This is a genomic window from Pseudomonas sp. IT-P218 (genome assembly GCF_949767605.1).
GTDB classification, from domain to species: domain Bacteria; phylum Pseudomonadota; class Gammaproteobacteria; order Pseudomonadales; family Pseudomonadaceae; genus Aquipseudomonas; species Aquipseudomonas putida_AE.
In genome coordinates this window covers 125,628-151,048 of sequence record NZ_CATKQQ010000011.1, presented here as the reverse complement: position 1 = coordinate 151,048, position 25,421 = coordinate 125,628, and the positions used below count along the sequence as shown (strand labels likewise).

Sequence of the window (25,421 nt, the reverse complement as noted above, 5' to 3'; positions counted from 1 at the left end):
CGAAAAATTCGGCTGCTGAAACCGCATCATAGCGCAACGCGGTTGTACGATCACCCATCAGGCGGTCACGGTCTGGTCCACCAAATGCCCGTTCTCGATACGAACGTGCCGTGGGTGGAAACGCTTGAGGCTGCTGCGATGGCCGACGCTGACGATACTCAGGCCCGGCAACTCATCGATCAGTGCCTGGTACAGCGACGCCTCGTCTTCTTCATCCATCGCCGAAGTCGCTTCGTCCATGTACAGCCATTGCGGTGCATAAAGCAGTGCACGGGCGAAGGCCAGGCGTTGCTGCTCGCCCGGCGACAGCATGCGCTGCCAGTGATTGGCTTCGTCGAGTCGCGCCACCAGATGCGGCAAACGGCAGGTTTCCAGAACGTGCACGTAGCGCTCGTTGGGGTAGGTATCGCCGGCCTGTGGATAACTCAGCGCTTCGCGCAGCGTGCCAATCGGCAAGTAAGGCTTTTGCGGCAGGAACAGATAGCGCGCCGACGGCAGCCGGATACTGCCATGCCCCGCTGGCCACAGGTGCCCCATCGCCCGCAGCAAGGTCGACTTGCCGCTGCCGGAACGGCCGCTGAGCATGACGCGCTCGCCCTCCTCCACAGTCATGTCGGCACTGGTCAACAGGTGGCGACCGTCGGCCAGGTCGAGGCCGAGGTTGTGCACCTTCAAGGCCGAGCCTGAGTTCTGCACGTCAATGGCTGGCGCCCGTTGCTCGTTGTCGGTCATGGCCTGACGGAAGCTGAGCAGACGATCGCAGGTGGCGCGCCATGAGGCGAGGCTCTGGTACGCGGTGATGAACCAACTGAAGCTGTCCTGGACATTGCCGAACGCCGAGCTGATCTGCATCAGCTCACCCAGTTCGATCTTGCCGGAGAGATAACGTGGCGCGGCCACCATGAACGGGAAGATGATGGCGGCCTGCTCGTAGCCGGAAGTGAAGAAGGTCAGGCGCTTGGACACCTTCATGATGTCCCAGAAGTTGTGCCAGACCATCGAGAAACGCTGGGTCAGGCGGCGGTTCTCATTGGGCTCGCCGTTGTACAGCGCGATGCTTTCGGCATTTTCGCGAATCCGCACCATGGAGAAACGCAGGTCGGCTTCGAAGCGTTGTTGCCGGTTGTTCAGGCCGATCAGGCGGCGACCGATCAAATGCGTCAGCCAGCTACCCACCACGGCGTAGACCAGTACGCACCAGAACATGTAGCCGGGAATGGTCACCCCGAATACCTCGATGCTCCCTGACACACCCCAGAGGATGATCGAGAACGACACCAGGCTGACGACATTGCGCAACAGCCCAACGCCCAGGCTCAAGGTGTCGGAGGTGAAATTGTTGAGGTCTTCAGAAATGCGCTGGTCCGGGTTATCGGTGTAGCCGCCCTGCTCCAGCTGGTAGTAATTCTTGTTGCCCAGCCAGCGGGCGAAATGTTTTTCGGTGAGCCAGGCCCGCCAGCGAATCGTCAGCATCTGCGTCAGGTAGAGCCGGTACACCGCACCGACGATCGCCACCGCCGCAATCGCGCAGAAGTACAGGATCAGCCGCCAGAACGCTTCCTCGTCCTTTTGCTGCAGGGCGTTGTAGAAATCCTTGTACCAGGTGTTGAACCACACCGAGATGCCCACGCTCATCAGCGACAACGCAATCACGGCGATCAGCAATGTCCAGGCCTTGACCTTTTCTTCGCTCTGCCAGTAAGGCGTGATCATCGCCCAGACTTTTCGAAAAAACTGCCCGCGCACAGCATCATTGACCGCGGAATATTCAGCGTTCTGATTCATGGATAAGGCTCGATAAGAAAAAATACATGCACGAACCGATCATAGATGATCGGTTCGGTTTGTCGCGAGGAGCGGCCCGCATTCGTTCAGCGTTGATTCAGCGTCGAACGGGACGCTTCTGCAGTTTGCGCTGCAGCGTGCGGCGGTGCATGCCCAGGGCGCGGGCGGTGGCGGAGATGTTGCCTTCGTGCTCGGTCAACACGCGCTGGATGTGTTCCCACTGCAGGCGGTCCACGGACATCGGGTTTTCCGGCACCAGGCTGTCGAGGTCGGCGTGTTCGGACAGCAGCGCCGCCAGCACGTCGTCGGCGTCGGCCGGCTTGCACAGGTAGTTGCAGGCGCCGCGCTTGATCGCCTCGACGGCCGTGGCGATGCTCGAATAACCGGTGAGGATCACCACGCGCATTTCCGGGTCCATTTCCAGCAACTTGGGCAGCAGCACCAGGCCCGAGTCGCCATCCATTTTCAGGTCCAGCGCGGCATAGTCCGGCAGATCGGCCTGGGCGATGGTCAGCCCTTCTTCGGCGGAACCGGCGGTGCTGACGCGAAAGCCACGGCGGGCCATGGCGCGGGCCATCACCCGGGTAAAGGTCGCGTCGTCGTCGACCAGCAGCAAATGCGGCAGTTCTTCGCCTTCAACTTGGATTTCGTCACTCATGTTCGTCTCCTCGGGCGCCATGGGGCAGGCGCAGCTCGGTGAGCGTGCCGCCTTCCTCATGACTGTAGAGTTTCACTGAGCCGCCGGCGCGTGTCACGCTGGCCTTGCTCAAAAACAGGCCCAGGCCGAAACCTTTGCCCTTGGTGGTAAAAAATGGCTTGCCGATCTGCTCGGCGATGGCCAGCGGCACGCCCGCACCGTGGTCGCGGATGCTGATGGTCAAGTCTTCGGCATTCCAGTCCAGGGTCACTTGCAGCCCTTCGGGACAGGCATCCGCCGCGTTGTTGAGTAAATTGAGCAACGCCTGGGTCAGGTCCGGCGGTGGTGCCATGCGCGGCACCGAGCCCTGGCCCAGGCGCTGGAAGCGATAACTGGCTTCCGGACGCATCAGGTGCCAGCGATTGAGCGCTTCGTCGAGCCAGTCGGTGACGTCCTGCATCTGCACGGCCAGCCGGCGATTGGCCTCCGCCGCCCGTACCAGCTGCTGCAAGGTCTCTTTGCACAACTTGACCTGATCCTGCAGCACTTTCAGGTCATCCTGCAGCATCGGGTCAGGATGATCCTGTTGCATCTCCTTGAGCAACACGCTCATGGTCGCCAGCGGCGTGCCCAGTTCATGGGCAGCGCCCGCCGCCTGGGTGGCGACGGCCAGCAGCTGCTGGTCGCGCAGGCCTTCTTCCCGGCGAATGGCCCGCAGCTCTTCCTGGCGACGCAGCTCTTCGGCCATGCGCGCGGCAAAGAACGTGATCACTGCCGCCGCCAGCGCGAAGCTCAACCACATCCCGTACACCTGCAGGTTTTCCCGGGCAATCGGGAAGGTTTGCAGCGGGTAGAAGCGCGCCAGCAGCAAGGTGTACATGGTCAGGGCGATGCCCGACAGAATCACCGAATATCGCCATGGCAAGGTCACTGCCGCGATGGTCAGCGGCACCAGGTAATAAGAAACGAACGGGTTGGTCGAGCCACCCGAGAAATACAGCAACGCACTGTGGATAAACAGGTCGCAGGCCAGTTGCACCGCGTATTCGAGCTCGGTGACCGGCCAGGTGGTGCGCAGCCGGATGGCCGTGAAAGCACACAGCAACATCGAGCAGCCGAGGGTCGCGGCCAATTGGAACCAGGGCAGTGGCAGCAGCTCGAACCAGTAGGCCAGGCCCACGGAACCAGCTTGAGCGGCCAATACCAGGGTGCGGATGAACGTCAGCCGCCAGAGATTCTGGCGTGTGGCGGAAGTGATTTGAACGGGGGCGAGCATGAGCTCTCCTGATGAGCGCTCCAGGCGGATCGACGGGAGTATAACCAAGCGCGGGGGCTGGCAGGCGAAAGTGCGGCAAACGGCCACACTCCCACATTCAAACGCATACCCCTGCAGGAGCGTGGCTTGCCCGCGATTGGCTGCGAAGCAGCCACCTGCAATCGTCTGTACAAAAGTTGTAAGTGCGCGAACCGGATCATCAAAGCTAGAGTCTGATGGTTTCACGCAGGCACGCACCAACAACCTGCGCACCCACCCAGGAGCCTTCATGCACACATTCCGCCGCAGCGCCGCCCTCCTCGCCCTGAGTGCCGGCACCCTCGCCGCCCTCCCGGCCATGGCCGCCGACGAGCTTCACTACAACCAGATTTCCCTGCGCGCCGAAGTCAGCCAGGAAGTGGCTCGCGACCTGATGATCGTGACCCTCTACACCGAAGATCAGAACACCGACCCGGCCAAACTCGCCGCGGACGTCAGCACCACCATGAACAAGGCCCTGGCCCAGGCCAAGCAAGTGAAGGACATCACCCTGCGCCAGGGCAGCCGCAACAGCTACCCGATCTACGACGCCAAGGGCCAGAAAATCACCGGCTGGCGTGAGCGTGCCGAACTGCGTCTGGAAAGCCCGGACTTCGCGGCCCTGTCCAAGCTGACCGGCGAACTGCTCGGCGACCTGAAAATGGGCGGCATGGATTTCGCGATCGCCACCCCCACCCGCAAGGCCAGCGAAGATGCCTTGCTGAAGGAGGCCGTGACGGCCTTCAAGGCCCGCGCCCAACTGGCCACTGACGCCCTGGGCGGCAAGGGTTACAAAATCGTCAACCTGAACTTCAACAGCAATGGTTACCCGCAACCGTACATGCGCGCCCCGATGATGATGAAAGCAGCCAGCATGGACGCCGCTCCGGTGACCCCGGAAGTGGAAGCCGGCACCAGCCAGGTCAGCATGACGGCCGATGGCTCGATTGAAGTGCTGATGCCTTGATTCGATAACTGAATACAAAAAACGGCGATCACTCAGGTGACCGCCGTTTTTTTTCGAATTCAAACTGTAGGAGCTGCCGCAGGCTGCGATCTTTTGATCTTGTTCTATGCTCTCAAAGACATTTCAGCGGCGACCGAAAAGATCGCAGCCTGCGGCCGCTCCTACAGAGATGTCGTACAAATTGGAATGAAAAGTTGCACCTTGTACAACTCGCAACCCGCGACCAATACCAGTGCAACGATAACCACTCCCATTAAGCCCCACACCCCTCTCAAGGACTGGGTATAAATAGGTAACACCCCGCCCCACCCACGGGCAGCCCAAGGCTTTAACGCACCATAAAGGTGCGCCAATTGCACTACAAAAACACCGCGCAAACGTTCAAATGCGCCAGGTTTTATACTAATGCGACATTAAGGTACGTTCGTGCCACTGTTTAATGCCTGTAGTCGCTCTGGATCTTGCATTGGGTATGGCCCCTGCATAAGTATCCGCAGGCACGACTCACGAGGTCGTCCTCAAAATCAAAAAATGACAACAAATCATGAGGCCACCATGCTTAAACAAGCGGTCATTCCGTTTTTATTAGGTGCCAGCTTGCTAGCTAGCGCACCGTTCGCCCAAGCTGCGACTAACCTGGTGTTCTGCTCCGAAGGGAGCCCGGCCGGTTTCGATCCAGGTCAATACACCACCGGAACCGACTTCGACGCCTCTGCCGAAACCATGTTCAACCGCCTGACCCAGTTCGAGCGCGGCGGTACCGCCGTCATTCCTGGCCTGGCGACCAGCTGGGACGTCTCCGATGACGGCCTGACCTACACCTTCCACCTGCGCGAAGGCGTCAAGTTCCACACCACCCCGTATTTCAAGCCGACTCGTGAGTTCAACGCGGACGACGTGCTGTTCACCTTCAATCGCATGATTAACAAGGATGACCCGTTCCGCAAAGCGTACCCGACCGAATTCCCGTACTTCACCGACATGGGGATGGACACCAACATCACCAAGATCGATAAAGTCGACGACAAAACCGTCAAGTTCACCCTGAAAGACGTCGATGCCGCGTTCATCCAGAACATGGCCATGAGCTTCGCCTCGATCCAGTCCGCCGAGTACGCCGCCCAGCTGCTCAAAGAAGGCAAGGCCGCTGACATCAACCAGAAGCCGGTCGGCACTGGTCCGTTCGTGTTCAAGAGCTACCAGAAAGACTCCAACATCCGCTACACCGGGAACAAGGACTACTGGAAGCCGGACGACGTCAAGATCGACAACCTGATCTTCGCCATCACCACCGACCCCTCGGTACGCATCCAGAAGCTGAAGAAAAACGAGTGCCAGGTCACCCTGTTCCCTCGTCCAGCCGACCTGAAAGCGCTGCGCGAAGACAAGACCCTGAAGCTGCCTGACCAGGCTGGTTTCAACCTGGGTTACATCGCCTACAACGTGATGGACAAGGTCAAGGGCAGCAACGAGCCAAACCCGTTGGCCCAACTGAAAGTGCGTCAGGCACTGGACATGGCCGTCAACAAGCAACAGATCATCGACTCCGTGTACCAGGGCGCCGGCCAACTGGCCGTCAACGCCATGCCGCCGACCCAGTGGTCCTACGACACCACCATCAAGGATGCGCCGTACAACCCTGAGAAAGCCAAGGAGCTGCTCAAGGAAGCCGGTGTGAAAGAAGGCACCGAAATCGTTCTGTGGGCGATGCCGGTCCAGCGTCCATACAACCCGAACGCCAAGCTGATGGCAGAAATGCTGCAGTCCGACTGGGCGAAGGTCGGCCTCAAGGTCAAGATCCAGAGCTACGAGTGGGGCGAGTACATCAAGCGCTCCAAAGGTGGCGAGAACCAGGCGATGCTGATTGGCTGGAGCGGTGACAATGGTGATCCCGACAACTGGCTGAACGTGCTGTTCGGCTGCGACTCGCTGGAAGGCAACAACTTCTCCAAGTGGTGCGACAAGAAGTTCGACGACATCGTCAAACAAGCCAAGCGTACTTCGGACCAGGGCAAGCGCACCGAACTGTACAAACAGGCGCAACACGTCCTCAAAGATGCTGTTCCAATGACACCTATCGCTCACTCGACGGTGTTCCAACCCATGCGCGCCAATGTGCAGGACTTCAAGATCAGCCCGTTTGGCTTGAACTCCTTCTACGGCGTCAGCGTCAGCAAATAAGGTTCGGTAACGGCGACGTTTCTTGACGTCGCCGTTACGTTATCGTCCGAGAAAGCAGGAATCCGCCCACCTCCAAATCGCCTGCTGCCTACAGCAGAGCATTAGGACGCGTCGCCTTTTCCTACGAGTCTTTAGGACTCTTCGTATTTACTGCCGGACCCACGCTTCATACCGTCGGGATTCGACCAGTTCATGCGTGGGTCATCGGTTTTGCTGCACGTCATGGATTGAGACCGATGAGGCCTCCCTATACCCGGAGTTCTCATTGTCAAACACTGAACAAGAGAGAGCGTCATGCGCCATACCTTGGTTTTATCCGCACTGCTGGGCGCGGGCCTGTTGGCCGCCACGTCCATGAGCCAGGCTGCCTCCAATAGCCTGGTGTTCTGTTCCGAAGGTAGCCCCGCCGGCTTCGACACCGCGCAATACACCACCGCGACCGATAACGACGCCGCCGAACCGCTGTACAACCGCCTGGCCGAGTTCGAAAAAGGCTCGACCAATGTCGTACCGGGCCTGGCCACGAGTTGGGATATTTCCGAGGACGGCCTCAAGTACACTTTTCACCTGCGTCCCGGGGTGAAATTTCACACGACCAAGTACTTCACGCCGACCCGCGACTTCAACGCTGACGACGTGCTGTTCACCTTCAATCGCATGCTCGATCCGCAGCAACCGTTCCGTAAGGCCTATCCGACCGAATTCCCCTATTTCAACGGGATGAGCCTGAACAAGAATATCGCCAAGGTCGAAAAGACCGGGCCGCTGACCGTGGTCATGACGCTCAACAGCGTGGATGCCGCGTTCATCCAGAACATCGCCATGAGCTTCGCCGCGATTCTCTCCGCCGAGTACGCCGACAAGCTGCTGGCGGAAGGCAAGCCGAGCGACATCAACCAGAAGCCGATCGGCACCGGGCCGTTCGTGTTCAAGAGCTACCAGAAAGACTCGAACATCCGTTACACCGGCAACAAGCATTACTGGGCCCCTGACCGGGTCAAGCTCGACAACCTGATTTTCGCCATCAACACCGACGCCTCGGTGCGCGTGCAGAAGCTCAAGGCCAACGAGTGCCAGGTCACCCTGCACCCGCGCCCCGCCGACGTGACCGCTCTGAAAAACGACCCCGCGCTGCAGTTGATCGAAAAGCCCGGCTTCAACCTGGGTTACATCGCCTACAACGTACGGCACAAGCCGTTCGACCAGCTCGAAGTGCGCCAGGCGCTGGACATGGCGGTGAACAAGCAAAGCATCCTCAACGCCGTTTACCAGGGTGCGGGTCAACTGGCGGTCAACGCCATGCCGCCGACCCAATGGTCCTACGACGACAGCATCAAGGACGCCGCCTACAACCCGGAAAAAGCCAAGGAACTGCTCAAGGCTGCCGGCGTCAAGGAAGGCACCGAAATCACCCTGTGGGCCATGCCCGTACAGCGCCCCTACAACCCCAACGCCAAGTTGATGGCCGAGATGCTCCAGGCTGACTGGGCGAAGATCGGCCTCAAGGTCAAGATCGTCAGCTACGAATGGGGCGAGTACATCAAGCGCACCAAGAATGGCGAGCACGATATCAGCCTGATCGGCTGGACCGGCGACAACGGTGACCCGGACAACTGGCTCGGCACGCTGTACAGCTGCGACGCCATTGGCGGCAACAACTACTCCATGTGGTGTGATCCGGCTTACGACAAGCTGATCAAGCAGGCCAAGGTCGTGACCGACCGCGACCAGCGCACCCTGCTCTACAAACAGGCGCAGCAGTACCTCAAGCAGCAGGTACCGATCACGCCGGTCGCCCACTCGACGGTCAACCAGCCGTTGAGCGCTAAAGTCGAAGGGTTCAAGGTCAGCCCCTTCGGTCGCAACGTGTTCTCGGGTGTCGGCATCGAAAAATAAAACCGTGTAGCTGAAAACGCTGGGGGCGCATTGCGCCTCCACGCAAGCGTATTGCCGTCATTCGCCATTCTGGTCCACAGCAAACGTTTGCGATGTGTGCAAGTGTTCCAAAGCAAATAGCCGGATCACCAAAAAAGACCGGCATTAATAATAGAAAGTAAGGAGCTTCACCCATGAAACTGAGCAGCACTGCGATACTGGCCCTGGCCATTAGCAGCGTAACCGCCACGGCATACGCTGAAACCCAAAGCCAGGCGTATACCCCGGTTACCCTGAATGAAAAAAGCGCCCAGAGCGAAGCAACCGGCTTCCTGGAAGGCCAGTCGATCAGCGGCACGACCCGTAACTGGTACGCCAACGAACAACTGAAACGTGGGGCCAAATTTTCCTACAAGAAAGACGGCGTTTCGACCCCGACTGACCGCCGTATCAACTGGGTTCAAGGCACGATCGTCAAGTACAACTCGGGCTTCACCGAAGGTGCCCTCGGTTTCAGCACTGAAGTCGCGGCCTACAACGCCATCGCCCTGGACCAGGACCGCAAGGACCTGGCGTCCAACAACGGTGGCGCACCGGGCACTCGCCCAGGCGCGGGCAACAACCGTACCCTGACCGAAGAAGGCGGCGACGCCGTTGGCCAGTGGAGCAAGCTGGGCCTGGCCAACGTCAAGGCGCGTATTTCCAACACCACCCTGACTGCCGGTCGCCAGAACTTCAGCAGCCCGATGGTCGACGTCATCGGTAACCGTGCGCTGCCTTCGAGCTTCCAGGGTGTGGCGATCCACAGTGAAGAGCTGAACAACCTGCAATTCGACCTGGCCACCTTCGATCGCAACTCTCCGCGTACCGAAGAAAGCCAGCGCAAGTTCCGCACCGAATACGCCAACGGCATCGTTGAAACCGATCACGTCTACACCGGCGGCATCACCTACACCCCGTTCGCCAGCCTGACCACCAGCCTCTGGGCCACCCAGGCCGAAGACATCTGGAACCAGTACTACTTCGGCGCCACCCACGTACTGGGTGACAGCCAGGTCCTGAGCCTGACCACCGGCCTGAACTACTACAAGACCCAGGAAGAAGGCAAAGCACTGATCGGCGACATCGACAACGACACCTACTCCCTGTCGTTCGGCCTGACCCACCAGGCGCACACCCTGACCTTCTCGTACCAGGAAGTGAACGGTAACGAGTACTTCGACTACCTGCACGAAACCAACGGCATCTACCTGGCCAACTCCCTGCTGTCGGACTTCAACGGCCCGAACGAGAAGTCCTTCCAGATCGCCTACGGCCTGAACATGGCCGAGTACGGCGTACCCGGCCTGAAGTTCAACATCTACCAGGCACGTGGCTGGGGCATCGACGGTACCCACTACACCGGCAACAAGGGCGTGGCGGACAAGGGCTACGACGGTATCCAGTCGCAAGACGGCGAACACCACTACGAATATGGCATCGGTGCAACCTACGCCGTGCAGAGCGGTCCGTTCAAGGCCACCACTATCCGTGGCACCTACACCGCTCACCGCGCCAGTGAAAACCAGGCTGATGGCAGCATCAACGAGTTCCGTCTGGTGACCACGGTTCCGTTCAACATCCTGTAAATGCACCCGCCGGATGGCTGATTCAGCGACGAATCAGCCGTCCGACTATTGTCCTTAAACCGATTGCAGAGGGTTCTTGATGAAAATGCTTCCCCTACGCGCGGCCATCGCGGCCGCCTTGCTGAGCGTCGCGGTGGGTGTATCGGCCAAGCCGCTGGTGGTCTGTACCGAAAACAGCCCCGAAGGCTTCGACATGGTCCAGTACACGACTGCAGTCACAGCCGATGCGGCGGCCGAAACCATCTTCAATCGCCTGGCGGACTTCAAACCAGGGACCACCGAGGTGATTCCGGCCCTGGCCGAATCCTGGGACATCAGTGAAGACGGCCTGACCTACACCTTCCACTTGCGCAAAGGCGTCAAGTTCCACACCACCGACTACTTCAAGCCGACCCGCGACATGAATGCCGACGACGTGGTCTGGAGCTTCCAGCGCCAGCTGGACCCGAACCATCCGTGGCACAAGCTCTCGAGCGTCGGTTTCCCGTACTTTGAAAGCATGGGCTTCAAAGAGCTGCTCAAGAGCGTCGAGAAGGTCGACGACAACACGGTCAAGTTCACCCTGACCCGCCGCGAAGCGCCGTTCCTGGCCGACATCGCCATGGCGTTCTCTTCGATCTACCCTGCCGAGTACGCCGACCAGCTGCTCAAGGCCAACAAGACCGGCGACCTCAACAGCAAGCCGATCGGCACCGGGCCGTTCGTCTTCCAGCGCTACAACAAGGACGCCCAGGTTCGCTTCAAGGCCAACCCGGACTACTTCCGTGGCAAGCCGCCGGCCGATTCGCTGATCCTGGCCATCGCCACCGACAACAACGTGCGCCTGCAGAAGCTCAAGGCCAACGAATGCCAGGTCGCGCTGTATCCGAAGCCGGATGACATCCCGAGCATCAAGAAAGACTCGAACCTGAAGGTCGAGGAAATGAACGCGATGACCGTCGCCTACATCGCCATCAACACCACGCACAAGTACTTGAGCGATGCGCGCGTGCGCAAGGCCATCGACATCGCGTTCGACAAGGAAGCCGCGGTCAACGCGCTGTTCGGCAAGGGCAATGCCACCGTGGCGGTCAACCCGTATCCGGACACCCTGCTGGGCTACAACCACACGCTGAAAAACCCGACCCGCGACCTGGACAAGGCGCGCGCCCTGCTCAAGGAAGCCGGCGTACCGGAAGGCACCACCTTCACCCTGTTCACCCGCAACGGTGGCGGCGCAACCAACCCGAACCCGATGCTTGCCGCGCAGATGATGCAGGCCGACCTGGCCAAGGTCGGGATCAAGATCGACATCCGCGTAATGGAATGGGGCGAGATGCTCAAGCGCGCGAAAAACGGCGAGCACGACATGGTTTCCGCCGGATGGGCGGGCGATAACGGCGACCCGGATAACTTCCTGACGCCTATGCTCAGTTGCGAGGCCGCGAAGAACGGCGAAAACTACGCTCGCTGGTGCAATGAAAAATTCCAGGCCCTGCTTGACCAGGCCCGTGAAAAAACCGACCCGGCCGAGCGTGCAGCGCTGTACGAACAGGCTCAGGTTATCTTTAACCAGGACCAGCCATGGATCAGCCTCGCACACACTAGAATGTTTACCGCAATGCGCAACAACGTAGAGGGCTACCAGATTAGCCCGCTCACCACCAATAACTTCGCCACCACCCAGGTGAAGTAGATAAGAAACTCCCGGCATTGCCGCACCCTGGCATGCCGGGCACGCCTAACCGGCTGATGAGGTACACCTTACGATGTTTAGTTTTATTGCCCGCCGACTGGGGTTACTGATCCCCACGTTCTTCGGCATCACCTTGCTGACATTCGCGTTGATTCGCATGATCCCTGGCGACCCCGTGGAAGTCATGATGGGCGAACGCAGAGTCGACCCGGAAATGCACGCTCAGGCAATGGAACGCCTAGGTCTGAACAAACCCCTGTATGCCCAGTACCTGGATTACATCGGCAAACTGGCCCACGGCGATCTCGGGGAATCCCTGCGTACCCGTGAAAGCGTCTGGAACGAGTTCACCTCCCTCTTCCCTGCGACCCTGGAACTGTCCATGGCCGCCCTGCTGTTCGCCGGCATCCTGGGCCTGCTGGCCGGGGTGATCGCGGCCCTCAAGCGAGGGTCCCTGTTCGACCATGGGGTGATGGGCATCTCCCTGGCGGGATACTCGATGCCGATCTTCTGGTGGGGCCTGATCCTGATCATGTTCTTCTCGGTGTCCCTGGGCTGGACCCCGGTGTCCGGGCGGATCGACCTGCTCTATGACATCGAGCCGCGCACCGGCTTCATGCTAATCGATACGCTGCTGGCCGATGACGTCGGCGCGTTCTTCGATGCCCTGCATCACCTGATCCTGCCGGCCATCGTGCTGGGCACCATCCCGCTGGCGGTGATCGCGCGCATGACCCGTTCGTCGATGCTCGAAGTGCTGCGTGAAGACTACATCCGTACCGCCCGCGCCAAAGGCCTGTCGCCGTCGCGCGTAGTGTTCGTGCACGGCCTGCGCAACGCGCTGATTCCGGTGCTGACCGTGGTCGGCCTGCAAGTCGGCACCCTGCTGGCCGGTGCGGTCCTGACCGAGACCATCTTCTCCTGGCCGGGCATCGGCAAATGGCTGATCGAAGCCATTGGCGCCCGTGACTACCCCGTCGTACAAAACGGCATCCTGTTAATCGCCTGCCTGGTGATTCTGGTCAACTTCGTAGTGGACATCCTCTACGGCTTTGCCAACCCACGCATCCGTCATCAGCGCTGAGGTCAATACCATGAGCACTCCAACATCCTCAGTAGCCACCGCCGCTTCCGCCGTGGATCAAAGCCTGCTGTACCCGTCTCCATACAAGGAATTCTGGCAAGCGTTTTCCAGGAACAAAGGTGCCGTTGCCGGCCTGATGTTCATGCTGCTGGTGATTTTCTGCGCCATCTTCGCCCCGTGGGTTGCCCCCCATGACCCGAGCGAGCAGTACCGCGACTTCCTGCTCACCCCGCCAGCCTGGCTGGAAGGCGGGCAGATCCAGTTCCTGCTGGGGACCGATGAACTGGGTCGCGACCTGCTGTCGCGCCTGATCCAGGGTTCGCGCCTGTCGCTGCTGATCGGCTTGTCGTCGGTGGTGATGTCGCTGATACCGGGGATCCTGCTGGGGCTGTTCGCCGGCTTCTTCCCGAAAGCGGTCGGCCCGACCATCATGCGCCTGATGGACATCATGCTGGCCCTGCCGTCCCTGCTGCTGGCCGTGGCGATCGTCGCCATCCTCGGCCCTGGCCTGATCAACACCGTGATCGCCATCGCCGTGGTGTCCCTGCCGTCCTACGTTCGTTTGACCCGCGCCGCGGTGATGGGTGAACTGAACCGCGACTACGTGACCGCCGCGCGCCTGGCCGGTGCCGGCCTGCCACGCCTGATGTTCGTCACCGTGCTGCCCAACTGCATGGCGCCGCTGATCGTCCAGGCCACCCTGAGCTTCTCCTCGGCGATTCTCGATGCCGCCGCACTGGGCTTCCTCGGCCTTGGCGTTCAGCCGCCAACCCCTGAGTGGGGCACCATGCTGGCCTCGGCCCGCGACTACATCGAACGCGCCTGGTGGGTCGTGAGTCTGCCTGGTTTGACCATTTTGCTCAGCGTGCTGGCAATCAACTTGATGGGTGACGGCCTGCGCGACGCGCTGGACCCGAAACTCAAGAACGCCGCCTGAGGAGATTCCAATGTCACTGTTAGAAATCAAGAATCTCAACGTTCGCTTCGGCGACAAGAACGCCACGCCCGTGGTCGATGGCCTCGACCTGAAAGTGGACAAGGGAGAAGTGCTGGCCATCGTTGGCGAGTCGGGTTCGGGTAAATCCGTGACCATGATGGCGCTGATGGGCCTGATCGAGCATCCCGGCATCGTCACCGCCGACTCGCTCAGCTTCGACGGCAAGGACATGCTCAAGCTCAGCAACCGTCAGCGTCGGCAGATCGTCGGCAAGGACCTGTCGATGGTCTTCCAGGACCCGATGACCGCGCTGAACCCGAGCTACACCGTCGGTTTCCAGATCGAAGAAGTGCTGCGCCTGCACCTGAAAATGTCCGGCAAGGCCGCCCGCAAGCGCGCCATCGAGCTGCTGGAAAAAGTGGAAATCCCGGGCGCGGCCAGCCGCATGGACGCCTACCCGCACCAACTGTCCGGTGGCATGAGCCAGCGCGTCGCGATCGCCATGGCGATTGCCGGCGAGCCGAAACTGCTGATCGCCGACGAACCGACCACGGCGCTGGACGTAACGATCCAGGCGCAGATCATGGACCTGCTGCTGGCGTTGCAGAAAGAGCAGAACATGGGCCTGGTGCTGATCACCCACGACCTCGCGGTCGTGGCCGAAACCGCCCAGCGCGTGTGCGTGATGTACGCCGGCCAAGCCGTCGAAGTCGGCCAGGTGCCGCAGCTGTTCGACATCCCGGCGCACCCGTACAGCGAAGCGCTGCTCAAGGCGATTCCGGAACACAGCCTGGGCGCCTCGCGCCTGTCGACCCTGCCGGGCATCGTTCCCGGTCGCTACGACCGTCCGCAGGGCTGCCTGCTGTCGCCGCGCTGCCCGTACGTGCAGGACAACTGCCGTGTGCAGCGTCCGGCCCTTGACCCGAAAAGCAACAGCCTCGCCCGCTGCTTCTACCCGCTGAACCAGGAGGTGGCGTAATGGCCGTCGTACTTACCGCCCGCGACCTGACCCGTCACTACGAAGTGTCCCGTGGCCTGTTCAAGGGTCACGCTACCGTGCGCGCCCTCAACGGGGTGTCGTTCGAACTGGAAGCCGGCAAGACCCTCGCTGTCGTGGGTGAGTCGGGCTGTGGCAAGTCCACCCTGGCCCGTGCCCTCACCCTGATCGAGGAGCCGTCCTCCGGCTCCCTGAAAATCGCCGGCCAGGAAGTCGCCGGTGCCGACAAGGCCCAGCGCAAGCAACTGCGCAAAGACGTGCAGATGGTGTTCCAGAGCCCATACGCCTCGTTGAACCCACGGCAGAAAATCGGTGACCAGCTGGCAGAACCCTTGCTGATCAACACCAACCTGTCGGCCACCGAACGTCGCGAAAAAGTCCAGGCGATGATGAAGCAGGTGGGCTTGCGTCCCGAGCACTACCAGCGCTATCCGCACATGTTCTCCGGCGGTCAGCGTCAGCGGATCGCCCTGGCCCGCGCCATGATGCTGCAACCGAAAGTGCTGGTGGCGGACGAACCGACCTCGGCGCTGGACGTGTCGATCCAGGCGCAGGTGCTCAACCTGTTCATGGACCTGCAGCAAGAGTTCAACACCGCCTACGTGTTCATCTCCCACAACCTGGCGGTGGTGCGTCACGTCGCCGACCACGTGATGGTGATGTACCTCGGCCGCCCGGTGGAAATGGGTCCCAAGGAAGACATCTACACCCGTCCCCTGCACCCGTACACCCAGGCGCTGTTGTCGGCCACGCCGACCATCCACCCGGACCCGGACAAACCGAAAATCAAGATCGTCGGCGAGTTGCCCAACCCGCTGAACCCGCCCGCCGGCTGCGCTTTCCACAAGCGCTGCCCTTACGCCACCGAGCGTTGCAGCACTGAAGAGCCGGCCTTGCGCCTGCTCGACAGTCGCCAGGTGGCTTGCCATTACGCCGAGCAATTCCTCGACGGCGCGGCGTAAATAACGCCTCGGTCACTGAGGCGCTTTAATCAGGCAAACCCCTTCTCTTTCGATTGCCATCAATCGAGGGAGGAGGGGTTTTTCTTTTGTTTGCACAAGTGCACTGTCTTTTCTGACAGTTACGCACGCCCAGCCGTTTTGTTTGAATCCCGTCGGAGAGTCACGCGACACAAGGCGTAGACCCGGAAACATTCAAACGACAGGGACAGGTGCAAGCATCATGGAAATTCAAACAACAATCGAAAACGCTGGTCAGCTAGACCCGGGATTTGGTGATTTTGGCCAGATCCGCCCCGACTTTCTGGCCGGCTCGGTCAGGGCCGTCGTGTTATCGGCTGAAGGTGCCCTGACCTACGCTACCCAGCAGGGAAAGGGTTTCACTCTGTACCGCACTGATTTTGACGGTATCAAGGACACGAACTTTGGTCATGACGGCAACACCGGTGAGTGGCAGTTTGTCAGCGGTAAACAGGCAACGCCGGTGCGCTTGCTACTGCAGGACGATCGCAAGATCCTGGTGATCGGCGAGACCCGGGAACCCGACGGTATCCGCCGGGCAGCACTGAGACGCTTTAATGCCAACGGCAGCCCTGACCTGGTCTTTGGCAGTGTCGTTGTTCCTGTGGCACAGCATGATTATTCCCAAGTGGAGTTGATCGACGGTTGTCTGCAGGCTGATGGAAAAGTGCTTGTGTCGTTCACCTATTACATCAGTGAATCCCAAGGGTCACTGCTGGTGCGCCTGCACAGTAATGGTGAACTCGATACCGGTTTCGGCACGAGGGGTTTTATCGAGATCGAAAACGGGGATGACTTCATCCGTGTTAATGGCGTTGTGATTCAAGGCGGAAAAATAGTTGTTGGCGGGACCACCCTATCCGGTCAGCTCTTTCTTGCACGTTATGACCTGCAAGGGAAGATCGATAGCCAATTTGGTGTCGATGGCTTTGCTTTCTTCGCAATAACGGATGGCTCACTCAGAATGCGTCAACTCATCGCACAAGCTGATGGCAAGCTGGTGTGTGCTGGCGGTCTGCTGGATACCATCGGCATGGTGATGAGATTTACCGCAGACGGTCTCCCCGACAAGGAGTGGAATGGCGGGCGTCCGGTATTGACCGACACCGGTCCTGAAACATTCTGGAGATCCTTGGCCCAGCAGCCGGATGGCAAGATTGTCGTGGTCGGTCACAATCGGGCACTGCATATCATCGCTGGCAGGTTGTTGCCCAATGGCGACCCTGACACCCGATTCGGCAGGAACGGGGACGGGTGGGTTTCCTTTGGTCCTTCAGGGGGACTGGCGTGGGACGTGAAGGTGCAGGGCGCCGCTCGCATTATCATTGGCGCCGAGGCATTCATCGACTTCGGTCATCACGGGCCGGTGGTCTACGGGCTTCAAGCCTGAGACCAGAACTCCTGTAGGAGCGAGCTTGCTCGCGATGCACTCAAATACGCCGCGTTCTTCCTGAAAGCACGTGTCATCGTTGACGTCCATCGCGAGCAAGCTCGCTCCTACAGGGGGGTTGTTTTGTCTGCCATTTACGTCTGGCTATCGCCTTCGTCCGAATCGTCGGAGTCCGGTTCATCGGTGGTCGAGTCATCATCGTTGTCGGCACCACCCTGCCCCTTGTCGCCCGGTTCCGATTCGGACTTGGCGATCATCAGCTCACCTTGGGTCCCCTGCCCGCTCGCCGCCTGGGTTTCATGATCCTCGCACTCGGCCCAGACCGCCGAACTGCCGAGGGCCAGCATCACCAACACCTTCAACAGCAACACAACGCGTAGCAACCTGTTCATAGCCGAGTCCATCCTTTCGTAGAGTGCCTGTCTGGCGCTGATTAAATCTAGTCGCGATCAGCCTCGTTCTCCATAATAGGACGCTAACGCTTAAGGGAAATTGCCCGTAATTGGCAGACTGGTTTTGAATAATAGTTATGCCGAAAAGATCAAAAGATCGCAGCCTTCGGCAGCTCCTACACGGATCAATGTAGGAGCTGCCGGAGGCTGCGATCTTTTGATTGTAAAAAAGGCGAAGCCAGAAAGCTTCGCCTTTGCTGTAGCGCTTAGTGATGCTCGCGCGTCGCGCGGAATTTCACGTCCGGCCAGCGCTCTTCCATCAGGGCCAGGTTGACCCGGGTAGGCGCGAGGTAGGTCAGGTGACCGCCGCCGTCCAGTGCCAGGTTTTCCACGGCCTTGTTGGAAAATTCCTCAAGCTTCTTCTTGTCGCTGCATTCGATCCAGCGCGCGGAATAAACGGTGATTGGCTCGTAGGAGCACTCGACCTTGTATTCCTCCTTCAGGCGGCTGGCGACCACGTCGAACTGCAGCACACCGACGGCGCCGAGGATGATGTCGTTGCTGCGTTCCGGGAAGAACACCTGGGTCGCGCCTTCTTCGGCCAGCTGTTGCAGGCCTTGGCGCAGTTGCTTGGATTTCAGCGGGTCCTTCAGGCGTACGCGGCGGAACAGTTCCGGCGCGAAGTGCGGGATGCCGGTGAAACCCAGGACTTCGCCTTCGCTGAAGGTGTCGCCGATCTGGATGGTGCCGTGGTTGTGCAGGCCAATGATGTCCCCGGCAAACGCTTCTTCCAGTTGCTCACGCTCGGAGGAGAAGAAGGTCAGCGCGTCGCCGATGCGCACGTCCTTGCCGGTGCGCACGTGGCGCATCTTCATGCCTTTTTCGTACTTGCCGGAGCAGATGCGCATGAAGGCGATACGGTCGCGGTGTTTCGGGTCCATGTTCGCCTGGATCTTGAAGATGAAGCCCGAGAACTTCTCTTCCACCGGCTCCACGGTGCGCTCGTTGGCCACCCGGGCCAGTGGGCGCGGCGCCCAGTCAACGACAGCGTCGAGGACGTGGTCGACACCGAAGTTGCCCAGTGCGGTACCGAAGAACACCGGGGTCAGCTGGCCATCGAGGAATTCCTGCTGGTTGAACTCGTGGCAGGCACCCTGCACCAGCTCCAGCTGCTCGATGAAACGCTCGTATTCGTCACCCAGGTGCGCGCGGGCTTCATCGGAATCGAGCTTCTCGATGATCTTGGTTTCGGTACGTTCGTGGCCGTGACCGGCGGTGTAGACGATGATGTAGTCGTCGGCGAGGTGATACACGCCTTTAAAGTCACGGTAGCAGCCGATCGGCCAGGTGATCGGCGCGGCCTTGATCTTGAGGACCGCTTCGATTTCGTCGAGCAGTTCGATCGGGTCGCGGATGTCACGGTCGAGTTTGTTGATGAAGCTGACGATCGGCGTGTCGCGCAGACGGCAGACGTCCATCAGGGCGATGGTCCGTGGCTCAACGCCCTTACCGCCGTCGAGGACCATCAAGGCCGAGTCCACTGCCGTCAGGGTGCGGTAGGTGTCTTCGGAAAAGTCTTCGTGGCCCGGGGTGTCGAGCAGGTTGATCATGTGCTCGCGATACGGGAACTGCATGACCGACGTGGTAATGGAAATACCCCGTTGTTTTTCCATTTCCATCCAGTCGGAGGTGGCATGGCGGTCGGATTTACGAGATTTCACCGTACCGGCTACCGCAATCGCCTTGCCCATCAGCAAGAGCTTCTCGGTGATGGTGGTCTTACCGGCATCGGGGTGGGAAATAATGGCGAAAGTGCGGCGTTTCGCGACTTCGGCGGCCTGTTTGGTCATGGGAAATCGCCTGGCAGGTGATTCAAAAAAGGGCGCAGATTATAGCCCAAGTTGAGGCAATAACCGAACCGTTGAGCACATCAGGGGTGGCCAAATGCTGCCGTAGATGGGAACCTTTTAAAGCACGGAGACGTCCACTCCCCCGTAACGACCACTCGTCGGGGGCCTGAAACACCCGCATTTCAGCCTGACGAGGCTGTGCTCATGGCTCGATAGCCGTGCGCCGATCCTCTGTAGGAGCGAGCTCGCTCCTACAGTGGAAAGCGCTTGGCATGAGCTGCATCTCGCGATCACTTTTTCGGCAGCCAGGAATGGCGTTGCCACACGGGGAAGTGTTCGCCGACTGAAAAAAAGGAGTCCGCCTGTGGCTATTCGCTATGGCAAAGGGCTGATAGGAGGCGCGCTGGTAATCGCCCTTCTGGCCCTGCTGATCCACTGGATCGGCATCAACACGATCGAACACTACCGCGACGATTTGTTGTTTTACCTGCAAGCTCATCTGATTCTCGTCCTCGCTTCCATGCTGGCCGCCCTCGTTGTGGGCATCCCCGCCGGCATCTTCCTCAGCCGCCCGAGCATGGTGGGCCGCGCCGAGCGCTTCATGCAGATCTTCAACATCGGCAACACCGTGCCGCCTCTCGCCGTACTGGCCATCGCCCTGGGCATCCTCGGCATCGGCAGCGGCCCCGCGATCTTCGCCCTGTTCCTCGCTTCACTGTTGCCCATCGTGCGCAACACCTACGAAGGCCTGAAAAACGTCCAGGGTTCGCTCAAGGAAGCCGCCGTCGGCATCGGCATGACCCCGTCTCAAGTGCTGTGGCGGGTCGAACTGCCAAATGCCGTGCCGATCATCATCGGTGGCGTGCGCGTGGCGCTGGCGATCAACGTGGGTACCGCGCCACTGGCGTTCCTGATCGGCGCCAACAGCCTGGGCAGCCTGATCTTCCCCGGCATCGCCCTGAACAACCAGCCGCAACTGCTGCTGGGCGCGGCCTGCACCGCCCTGCTGGCGTTGCTGCTCGATGGCCTGGTGACAATCGCCAGCCGTCTCTGGCTCGAACGCGGTTTGCGCCCGTCTTAAGCCTCGGCAAAGGAATCATCATGAAGACTTCAAGCTTTTTACTGGGCTGCGTCCTGCTGTTCGCAGGATTTGCCCAAGCCGCGGAAAAACCGTTGATCCGCATCGGCGCCCGGGTGTTCACCGAACAGACGCTGCTGGCGGAGATCACCTCCCAGTACCTGCGCACCAAGGGTTATGACGTGCAGGTGACCGGCGGCCTGGGCAGCAATCTGGCCCGCAGCGCCCACGAAAGTGGGCAGCTGGACATGCTTTGGGAATACACCGGCGTGTCGCTGGTGGCCTACAACCATGTGACGGAAAAACTCGACAGCGTACAGTCCTACGCCCGGGTGAAAGAACTCGACGGGAAAAAAGGCCTGGTCTGGCTGACACCGTCGAAATTCAGCAACACCTATGCCCTCGCCCTGCCGAAAAACGTCGCGGATAAATACCCGCAGATCCACAGCATCAGCGATCTGAACAAGGTGCTGCGCGATGAAGCCAGGACCAACAATCTGGTGGCGCTGGACACCGAGTTCGCCAACCGTTCCGACGGTCTGGATGGCATGGTCAAGCTGTACGACATGAGCCTGACCCGCAAGAACATCCGCCAGATGGACGCCGGCCTGGTCTACACCGCCCTGCGCAACGGCCAGGTGTTTGCCGGCCTGGTCTACACCACCGACGGTCGCTTGAACGCCTTCAAGCTCAAGCTGCTGGAAGACGACAAGCACTACTTCCCCGACTACACCGCCGCGCCCGTGGTGCGCCAGGCCTACCTCGATGCGCACCCGCAATTGGCCGAACAGCTCAAGCCGCTGGCTGAACTGTTCGACGACAACACCATGCGCGAGCTCAATGCACGGGTCGACGTGGATCACCAAAGTCCTTCGTCCGTTGCCGCAGATTTCCTGCGCCAGCATCCAATCAAATAAGGAGGAAAAGCCATGGAATTTCTCAACGCCTTTTCCCACCTCGACTGGGCACAGGTACTGCACCTGACCGGACAACACATCACCCTGGTGGGCATCGCCGTGACCCTGGCGATCGTGGTCGGTGTGCCGCTGGGCGTGTTGATGACGCGTTTCCCGACGCTCGCCGGCCCGCTCCAGGCCAGCGCCACGGTGCTGCTGACCGTGCCGTCGATTGCCCTGTTCGGCCTGCTGCTGCCGTTCTACTCCAAGTTCGGCCAAGGCCTGGGCCCGATGCCGGCCATCACCGCGGTATTCCTGTATTCGCTGCTGCCGATCATGCGTAACACCTACCTGGCCCTGACCAACGTCGAACCGGGCATCCGCGAAGCCGCGCGCGGCATCGGCATGACCTTCGGCCAACGCCTGCGCATGGTCGAACTGCCGATTGCCGTGCCGGTGATCCTCGCCGGTGTGCGCACCGCCGTGGTCATGAACATCGGCGTCATGACCATCGCCGCCACCATCGGCGCCGGCGGCCTCGGCGTACTCATCCTCGCTTCCATCAGCCGCAGCGACATGTCGATGCTGATCGTCGGCGCCGTGCTGGTCAGCCTCCTGGCCATCTTCGCCGACCTGCTTCTGCAATGGCTGCAACGCTCGCTGACTCCAAAAGGACTGCTCAAATGATTGAACTTCAAAACCTCAGCAAGACCTTCCAAAGCAACGGCAAAGACGTGAAAGCCGTGGACTCGGTGAGCCTGACCGTCAATGAAGGCGAAATCTGCGTATTCCTCGGGCCATCGGGTTGCGGCAAGAGCACCACGCTGAAGATGATCAACCGCCTGATCAAACCGACCTCGGGCAAGATCCTGATCAATGGCGAAGACACCACCGGCCTCGACGAAGTGACCCTGCGCCGCAACATCGGTTATGTGATCCAGCAGATCGGCCTGTTCCCCAACATGACCATCGAAGAAAACATCGTGGTGGTGCCCAAGCTGCTCGGCTGGGACAAACAGAAATGCCACGACCGCGCCCGCGAGTTGATGAGCATGATCAAGCTGGAACCCAAGCAATACCTGCATCGCTACCCTCGGGAACTGTCCGGTGGCCAGCAACAGCGGATCGGCGTGATTCGCGCACTGGCCGCCGATGCACCGCTGTTGCTGATGGACGAACCGTTCGGCGCGGTCGACCCGATCAACCGCGAGATGATCCAGAACGAGTTCTTCGAGATGCAGCGGGCGCTGAACAAGACCGTGATCATGGTCAGCCACGACATCGACGAAGCCATCAAGCTGGGCGACAAGATCGCGATCTTCCGCGCCGGCAAACTGCTGCAGATCGACCATCCGGACACCCTGCTGGCGCACCCGGCGGACGATTTCGTCAGCAATTTCGTCGGCCAGGACAGCACCCTCAAGCGTCTGTTGCTGGTGAAAGCCGAAGATGCGGCGGACAACGCGCCGTCGGTAAGCCCGGAAACGCCGGTGGCCGATGCGCTGGAATTGATGGACGAGCATGACCGTCGCTACGTGGTGGTCACCTGTGCCGAGAACAAGGCGCTGGGTTATGTGCGCCGCCGCGACCTGCACCGTCAGAGCGGCACTTGCGGGCAGTATCTGCGTGAGTTCAACGCCACGGCGGCGTATGACGAGCATTTGCGCATCCTGTTGTCGCGCATGTATGAGTTCAATCGCTCGTGGTTGCCGGTGATGGATGCCGAGCGGGTGTTTTTGGGTGAGGTGACTCAGGAGTCGATTGCGGCTTATTTGAGTTCCGGTCGTTCCCGTGGGATGAAGACCAGCATCGTCTCGCCGGCTGAAGCAGTGGTCGCCTGATAACTCGAACCGCCCGGTAAACATGAAAAACTGTGGGAGCCAGCCTGCTGGCGATAGGTCAATCTCAGTCAACTCTGTTTTGATGATGAAATTGTCATCGCCAGCAGGCTGGCTCCCACAGGTTCAGTGTGATTGTTCAGTGATCTGCAGGGCGGCAAGAAATATCAACAGCAATGTTTGAAATTCTTGCCTTGTCAGACCTTCCTTATCAACCAAAATCCCCTTTCACCCCTTCTCTCGCCGCCAACGTCGCCGATGTTGACGCCTTCATACTTCCAGCAAATTGGCGCACAACAGCGTCGAACGTGCAGGTATTTTTAACACTTGAAAATTCTTGGGGAACATCTGTTCGTCATCTCGGTCCGCTACAAAGAGTGATATCCGTGACGCACGTCAGAAGCGTGCACAAACGCGACATTTTTTGTTGATCTCAAGCCCCTCACGCCCTAAAGTTCGCGCCGAACGTCCATGCTGGAAACGATCCATCCGGCTCAAGTACTGACGACGAGACAGCAAGGCCAAGGGAAAGCAGCGCTTCCCCATGGCCTTTTTGCTTTCGGCGACATGCCTTGGGAAGTAGGCGAACCAAAGTGGGGATACGGAGGACGTTCATTTGCACCCATTGATAATTTCAGTTTGCCAGTAGGAGTTCCCAGCATGTCGATCCAGGTCGAAGATTATTTCGCGCGCGAAACCTTTCAGAAAATGAAGGCGTTCGCCGACAAGCAAGAAACCCCGTTCGTGGTGATCGACACCGCGATGATCAGCCAGGCCTACGATGACCTGCGCGCCGGTTTCGAATTCGCCAAGGTCTACTACGCGGTCAAGGCCAACCCGGCCGTGGAAATCATCGACCTGCTCAAAGAGAAAGGCTCGAGCTTCGACATCGCCTCGATCTACGAGCTGGACAAAGTGCTGAGCCGCGGCGTCAGCGCCGACCAGATCAGCTACGGCAACACCATCAAGAAATCCAAGGACATCCGCTACTTCTACGAGAAGGGCGTGCGCCTGTATGCCACCGACTCCGAAGCCGACCTGCGCAACATCGCCAAGGCCGCACCGGGCTCGAAAGTCTACGTACGTATCCTGACCGAAGGCTCGACCACCGCCGACTGGCCTTTGTCGCGCAAATTCGGCTGCCAGACCGACATGGCCATGGACCTGCTGATCCTCGCCCGTGACCTGGGCCTGGTGCCGTACGGCATCTCCTTCCACGTTGGCTCGCAGCAGCGCGACATCAGCGTCTGGGACGCCGCGATCGCCAAGGTCAAGGTGATCTTCGAGCGCCTGAAGGAAGAAGACGGCATCGTCCTGAAGCTGATCAACATGGGCGGTGGCTTCCCGGCCAACTACATCACCCGCACCAACAGCCTGGAAACCTACGCTGAAGAAATCATTCGCTTCCTCAAGGAAGACTTCGGCGACGACCTGCCGGAAATCATCCTGGAGCCGGGCCGTTCGCTGATCGCCAACGCCGGCATCCTGGTCAGCGAAGTGGTGCTGGTCGCGCGTAAATCCCGTACCGCCGTCGAGCGTTGGGTGTACACGGACGTGGGCAAGTTCTCCGGCCTGATCGAAACCATGGACGAAGCCATCAAGTTCCCGATCTGGACCGAAAAGAAAGGCGAGATGGAAGAAGTCGTCATCGCCGGTCCTACCTGCGACAGCGCCGACATCATGTACGAGAACTACAAGTACGGCCTGCCGCTGAACCTGGCCATCGGTGATCGCCTGTACTGGCTGTCGACCGGTGCGTACACCACCAGCTACAGCGCCGTCGAGTTCAATGGCTTCCCGCCGCTGAAGTCGTTCTACGTGTAAGTACCGCTCGCAGAAATCAAAAAGCCCATGACGTGTCATGGGCTTTTTTGTGGGTGATTACAAAATATCGACCCACCACAACCCTGTAGGAGCCGGCTTGCTGGCGATCCAGG

General features: G+C 59.8%; 20 protein-coding genes. 15 read left to right on the top strand and 5 right to left on the bottom strand.

The window, feature by feature from the left end; translation table 11 throughout:
* Nucleotides 1–57: 57 nt before the first annotated feature.
* The 3 genes from ACM6I6_RS07270 to ACM6I6_RS07260 form a co-directional block, all read right to left on the bottom strand.
* Nucleotides 58–1,785, bottom strand: a complete 1,728-nt coding sequence (locus ACM6I6_RS07270) for an ABC transporter ATP-binding protein/permease (RefSeq protein ID WP_414919680.1) — start codon at nucleotides 1,783–1,785, stop codon at nucleotides 58–60.
* A gap of 97 nt (nucleotides 1,786–1,882) precedes the next feature.
* The gene (locus ACM6I6_RS07265) at nucleotides 1,883–2,443 is read right to left on the bottom strand and encodes a response regulator transcription factor (protein ID WP_008057484.1); all 561 of its coding nucleotides are present in this window, start codon (nucleotides 2,441–2,443) and stop codon (nucleotides 1,883–1,885) included.
* Complete coding sequence (locus ACM6I6_RS07260; protein ID WP_274074034.1) at nucleotides 2,436–3,698, bottom strand: ATP-binding protein; 1,263 nt, start codon at nucleotides 3,696–3,698, stop codon at nucleotides 2,436–2,438. The genes ACM6I6_RS07265 and ACM6I6_RS07260 overlap by 8 nt, the downstream gene beginning before the upstream one ends.
* Before the next feature lie 268 nt (nucleotides 3,699–3,966).
* On the opposite strand from ACM6I6_RS07260, the gene ACM6I6_RS07255 reads away from it, so the two are divergent.
* From ACM6I6_RS07255 to ACM6I6_RS07210, 10 genes are all read left to right on the top strand, one after another.
* The gene (locus ACM6I6_RS07255; RefSeq protein WP_274074035.1) at nucleotides 3,967–4,683 is read left to right on the top strand and encodes an SIMPL domain-containing protein; all 717 of its coding nucleotides are present in this window, start codon (nucleotides 3,967–3,969) and stop codon (nucleotides 4,681–4,683) included.
* Nucleotides 4,684–5,238: 555 nt separating this feature from the next.
* Nucleotides 5,239–6,864, top strand: a complete 1,626-nt coding sequence (locus ACM6I6_RS07250; protein WP_212625801.1) for an ABC transporter substrate-binding protein — start codon at nucleotides 5,239–5,241, stop codon at nucleotides 6,862–6,864.
* A gap of 294 nt (nucleotides 6,865–7,158) precedes the next feature.
* Nucleotides 7,159–8,760 carry an ABC transporter substrate-binding protein gene (locus tag ACM6I6_RS07245; RefSeq protein ID WP_414919679.1) on the top strand — a complete coding sequence of 534 codons (1,602 nt, stop codon included), beginning with the start codon at nucleotides 7,159–7,161 and terminating at the stop codon, nucleotides 8,758–8,760.
* Between the two features lie 173 nt (nucleotides 8,761–8,933).
* Nucleotides 8,934–10,367: an OprD family porin gene (locus tag ACM6I6_RS07240; RefSeq protein ID WP_274074037.1), complete on the top strand. Its 1,434-nt coding sequence runs from the start codon at nucleotides 8,934–8,936 to the stop codon at nucleotides 10,365–10,367.
* Nucleotides 10,368–10,446: 79 nt separating this feature from the next.
* A complete protein-coding gene (locus tag ACM6I6_RS07235) occupies nucleotides 10,447–12,042 on the top strand; it encodes an ABC transporter substrate-binding protein (RefSeq protein ID WP_323605517.1) in 1,596 nt (531 codons plus the stop codon).
* Nucleotides 12,043–12,115: 73 nt separating this feature from the next.
* A complete protein-coding gene (locus ACM6I6_RS07230; protein ID WP_274074039.1) occupies nucleotides 12,116–13,126 on the top strand; it encodes an ABC transporter permease subunit in 1,011 nt (336 codons plus the stop codon).
* A gap of 10 nt (nucleotides 13,127–13,136) precedes the next feature.
* Nucleotides 13,137–14,063 carry an ABC transporter permease subunit gene (locus ACM6I6_RS07225; RefSeq protein WP_323605515.1) on the top strand — a complete coding sequence of 309 codons (927 nt, stop codon included), beginning with the start codon at nucleotides 13,137–13,139 and terminating at the stop codon, nucleotides 14,061–14,063.
* Between the two features lie 10 nt (nucleotides 14,064–14,073).
* Nucleotides 14,074–15,042 carry an ABC transporter ATP-binding protein gene (locus tag ACM6I6_RS07220; RefSeq protein WP_274074041.1) on the top strand — a complete coding sequence of 323 codons (969 nt, stop codon included), beginning with the start codon at nucleotides 14,074–14,076 and terminating at the stop codon, nucleotides 15,040–15,042.
* Nucleotides 15,042–16,022: a peptide ABC transporter ATP-binding protein gene (locus ACM6I6_RS07215; protein ID WP_323605513.1), complete on the top strand. Its 981-nt coding sequence runs from the start codon at nucleotides 15,042–15,044 to the stop codon at nucleotides 16,020–16,022. Before ACM6I6_RS07220 ends, ACM6I6_RS07215 begins: the two co-directional genes overlap by 1 nt.
* A 220-nt stretch (nucleotides 16,023–16,242) precedes the next feature.
* A complete protein-coding gene (locus ACM6I6_RS07210; RefSeq protein WP_414919678.1) occupies nucleotides 16,243–17,430 on the top strand; it encodes a hypothetical protein in 1,188 nt (395 codons plus the stop codon).
* Nucleotides 17,431–17,564: 134 nt separating this feature from the next.
* Here ACM6I6_RS07210 and ACM6I6_RS07205 read toward each other — a convergent pair whose 3' ends face one another.
* Both ACM6I6_RS07205 and ACM6I6_RS07200 read right to left on the bottom strand, forming a co-directional pair.
* Nucleotides 17,565–17,822 carry a hypothetical protein gene (locus tag ACM6I6_RS07205; RefSeq protein ID WP_414919677.1) on the bottom strand — a complete coding sequence of 86 codons (258 nt, stop codon included), beginning with the start codon at nucleotides 17,820–17,822 and terminating at the stop codon, nucleotides 17,565–17,567.
* Between the two features lie 266 nt (nucleotides 17,823–18,088).
* A complete protein-coding gene (locus ACM6I6_RS07200) occupies nucleotides 18,089–19,672 on the bottom strand; it encodes a peptide chain release factor 3 (protein WP_060541686.1) in 1,584 nt (527 codons plus the stop codon).
* A 364-nt stretch (nucleotides 19,673–20,036) separates the two neighbouring features.
* On the opposite strand from ACM6I6_RS07200, the gene ACM6I6_RS07195 reads away from it, so the two are divergent.
* From ACM6I6_RS07195 to ACM6I6_RS07175, 5 genes are all read left to right on the top strand, one after another.
* Complete coding sequence (locus ACM6I6_RS07195; protein WP_274074045.1) at nucleotides 20,037–20,753, top strand: ABC transporter permease; 717 nt, start codon at nucleotides 20,037–20,039, stop codon at nucleotides 20,751–20,753.
* A 20-nt stretch (nucleotides 20,754–20,773) separates the two neighbouring features.
* Nucleotides 20,774–21,667, top strand: a complete 894-nt coding sequence (locus ACM6I6_RS07190; RefSeq protein ID WP_414919676.1) for a glycine betaine ABC transporter substrate-binding protein — start codon at nucleotides 20,774–20,776, stop codon at nucleotides 21,665–21,667.
* 12 nt (nucleotides 21,668–21,679) lie between these two features.
* The gene (locus tag ACM6I6_RS07185) at nucleotides 21,680–22,333 is read left to right on the top strand and encodes an ABC transporter permease (RefSeq protein WP_046820595.1); all 654 of its coding nucleotides are present in this window, start codon (nucleotides 21,680–21,682) and stop codon (nucleotides 22,331–22,333) included.
* Nucleotides 22,330–23,487: a betaine/proline/choline family ABC transporter ATP-binding protein gene (locus tag ACM6I6_RS07180; protein WP_274074047.1), complete on the top strand. Its 1,158-nt coding sequence runs from the start codon at nucleotides 22,330–22,332 to the stop codon at nucleotides 23,485–23,487. Before ACM6I6_RS07185 ends, ACM6I6_RS07180 begins: the two co-directional genes overlap by 4 nt.
* Nucleotides 23,488–24,144: 657 nt before the next feature.
* Nucleotides 24,145–25,308: a type III PLP-dependent enzyme gene (locus ACM6I6_RS07175; RefSeq protein ID WP_046820597.1), complete on the top strand. Its 1,164-nt coding sequence runs from the start codon at nucleotides 24,145–24,147 to the stop codon at nucleotides 25,306–25,308.
* Nucleotides 25,309–25,421 lie beyond the last annotated feature (113 nt).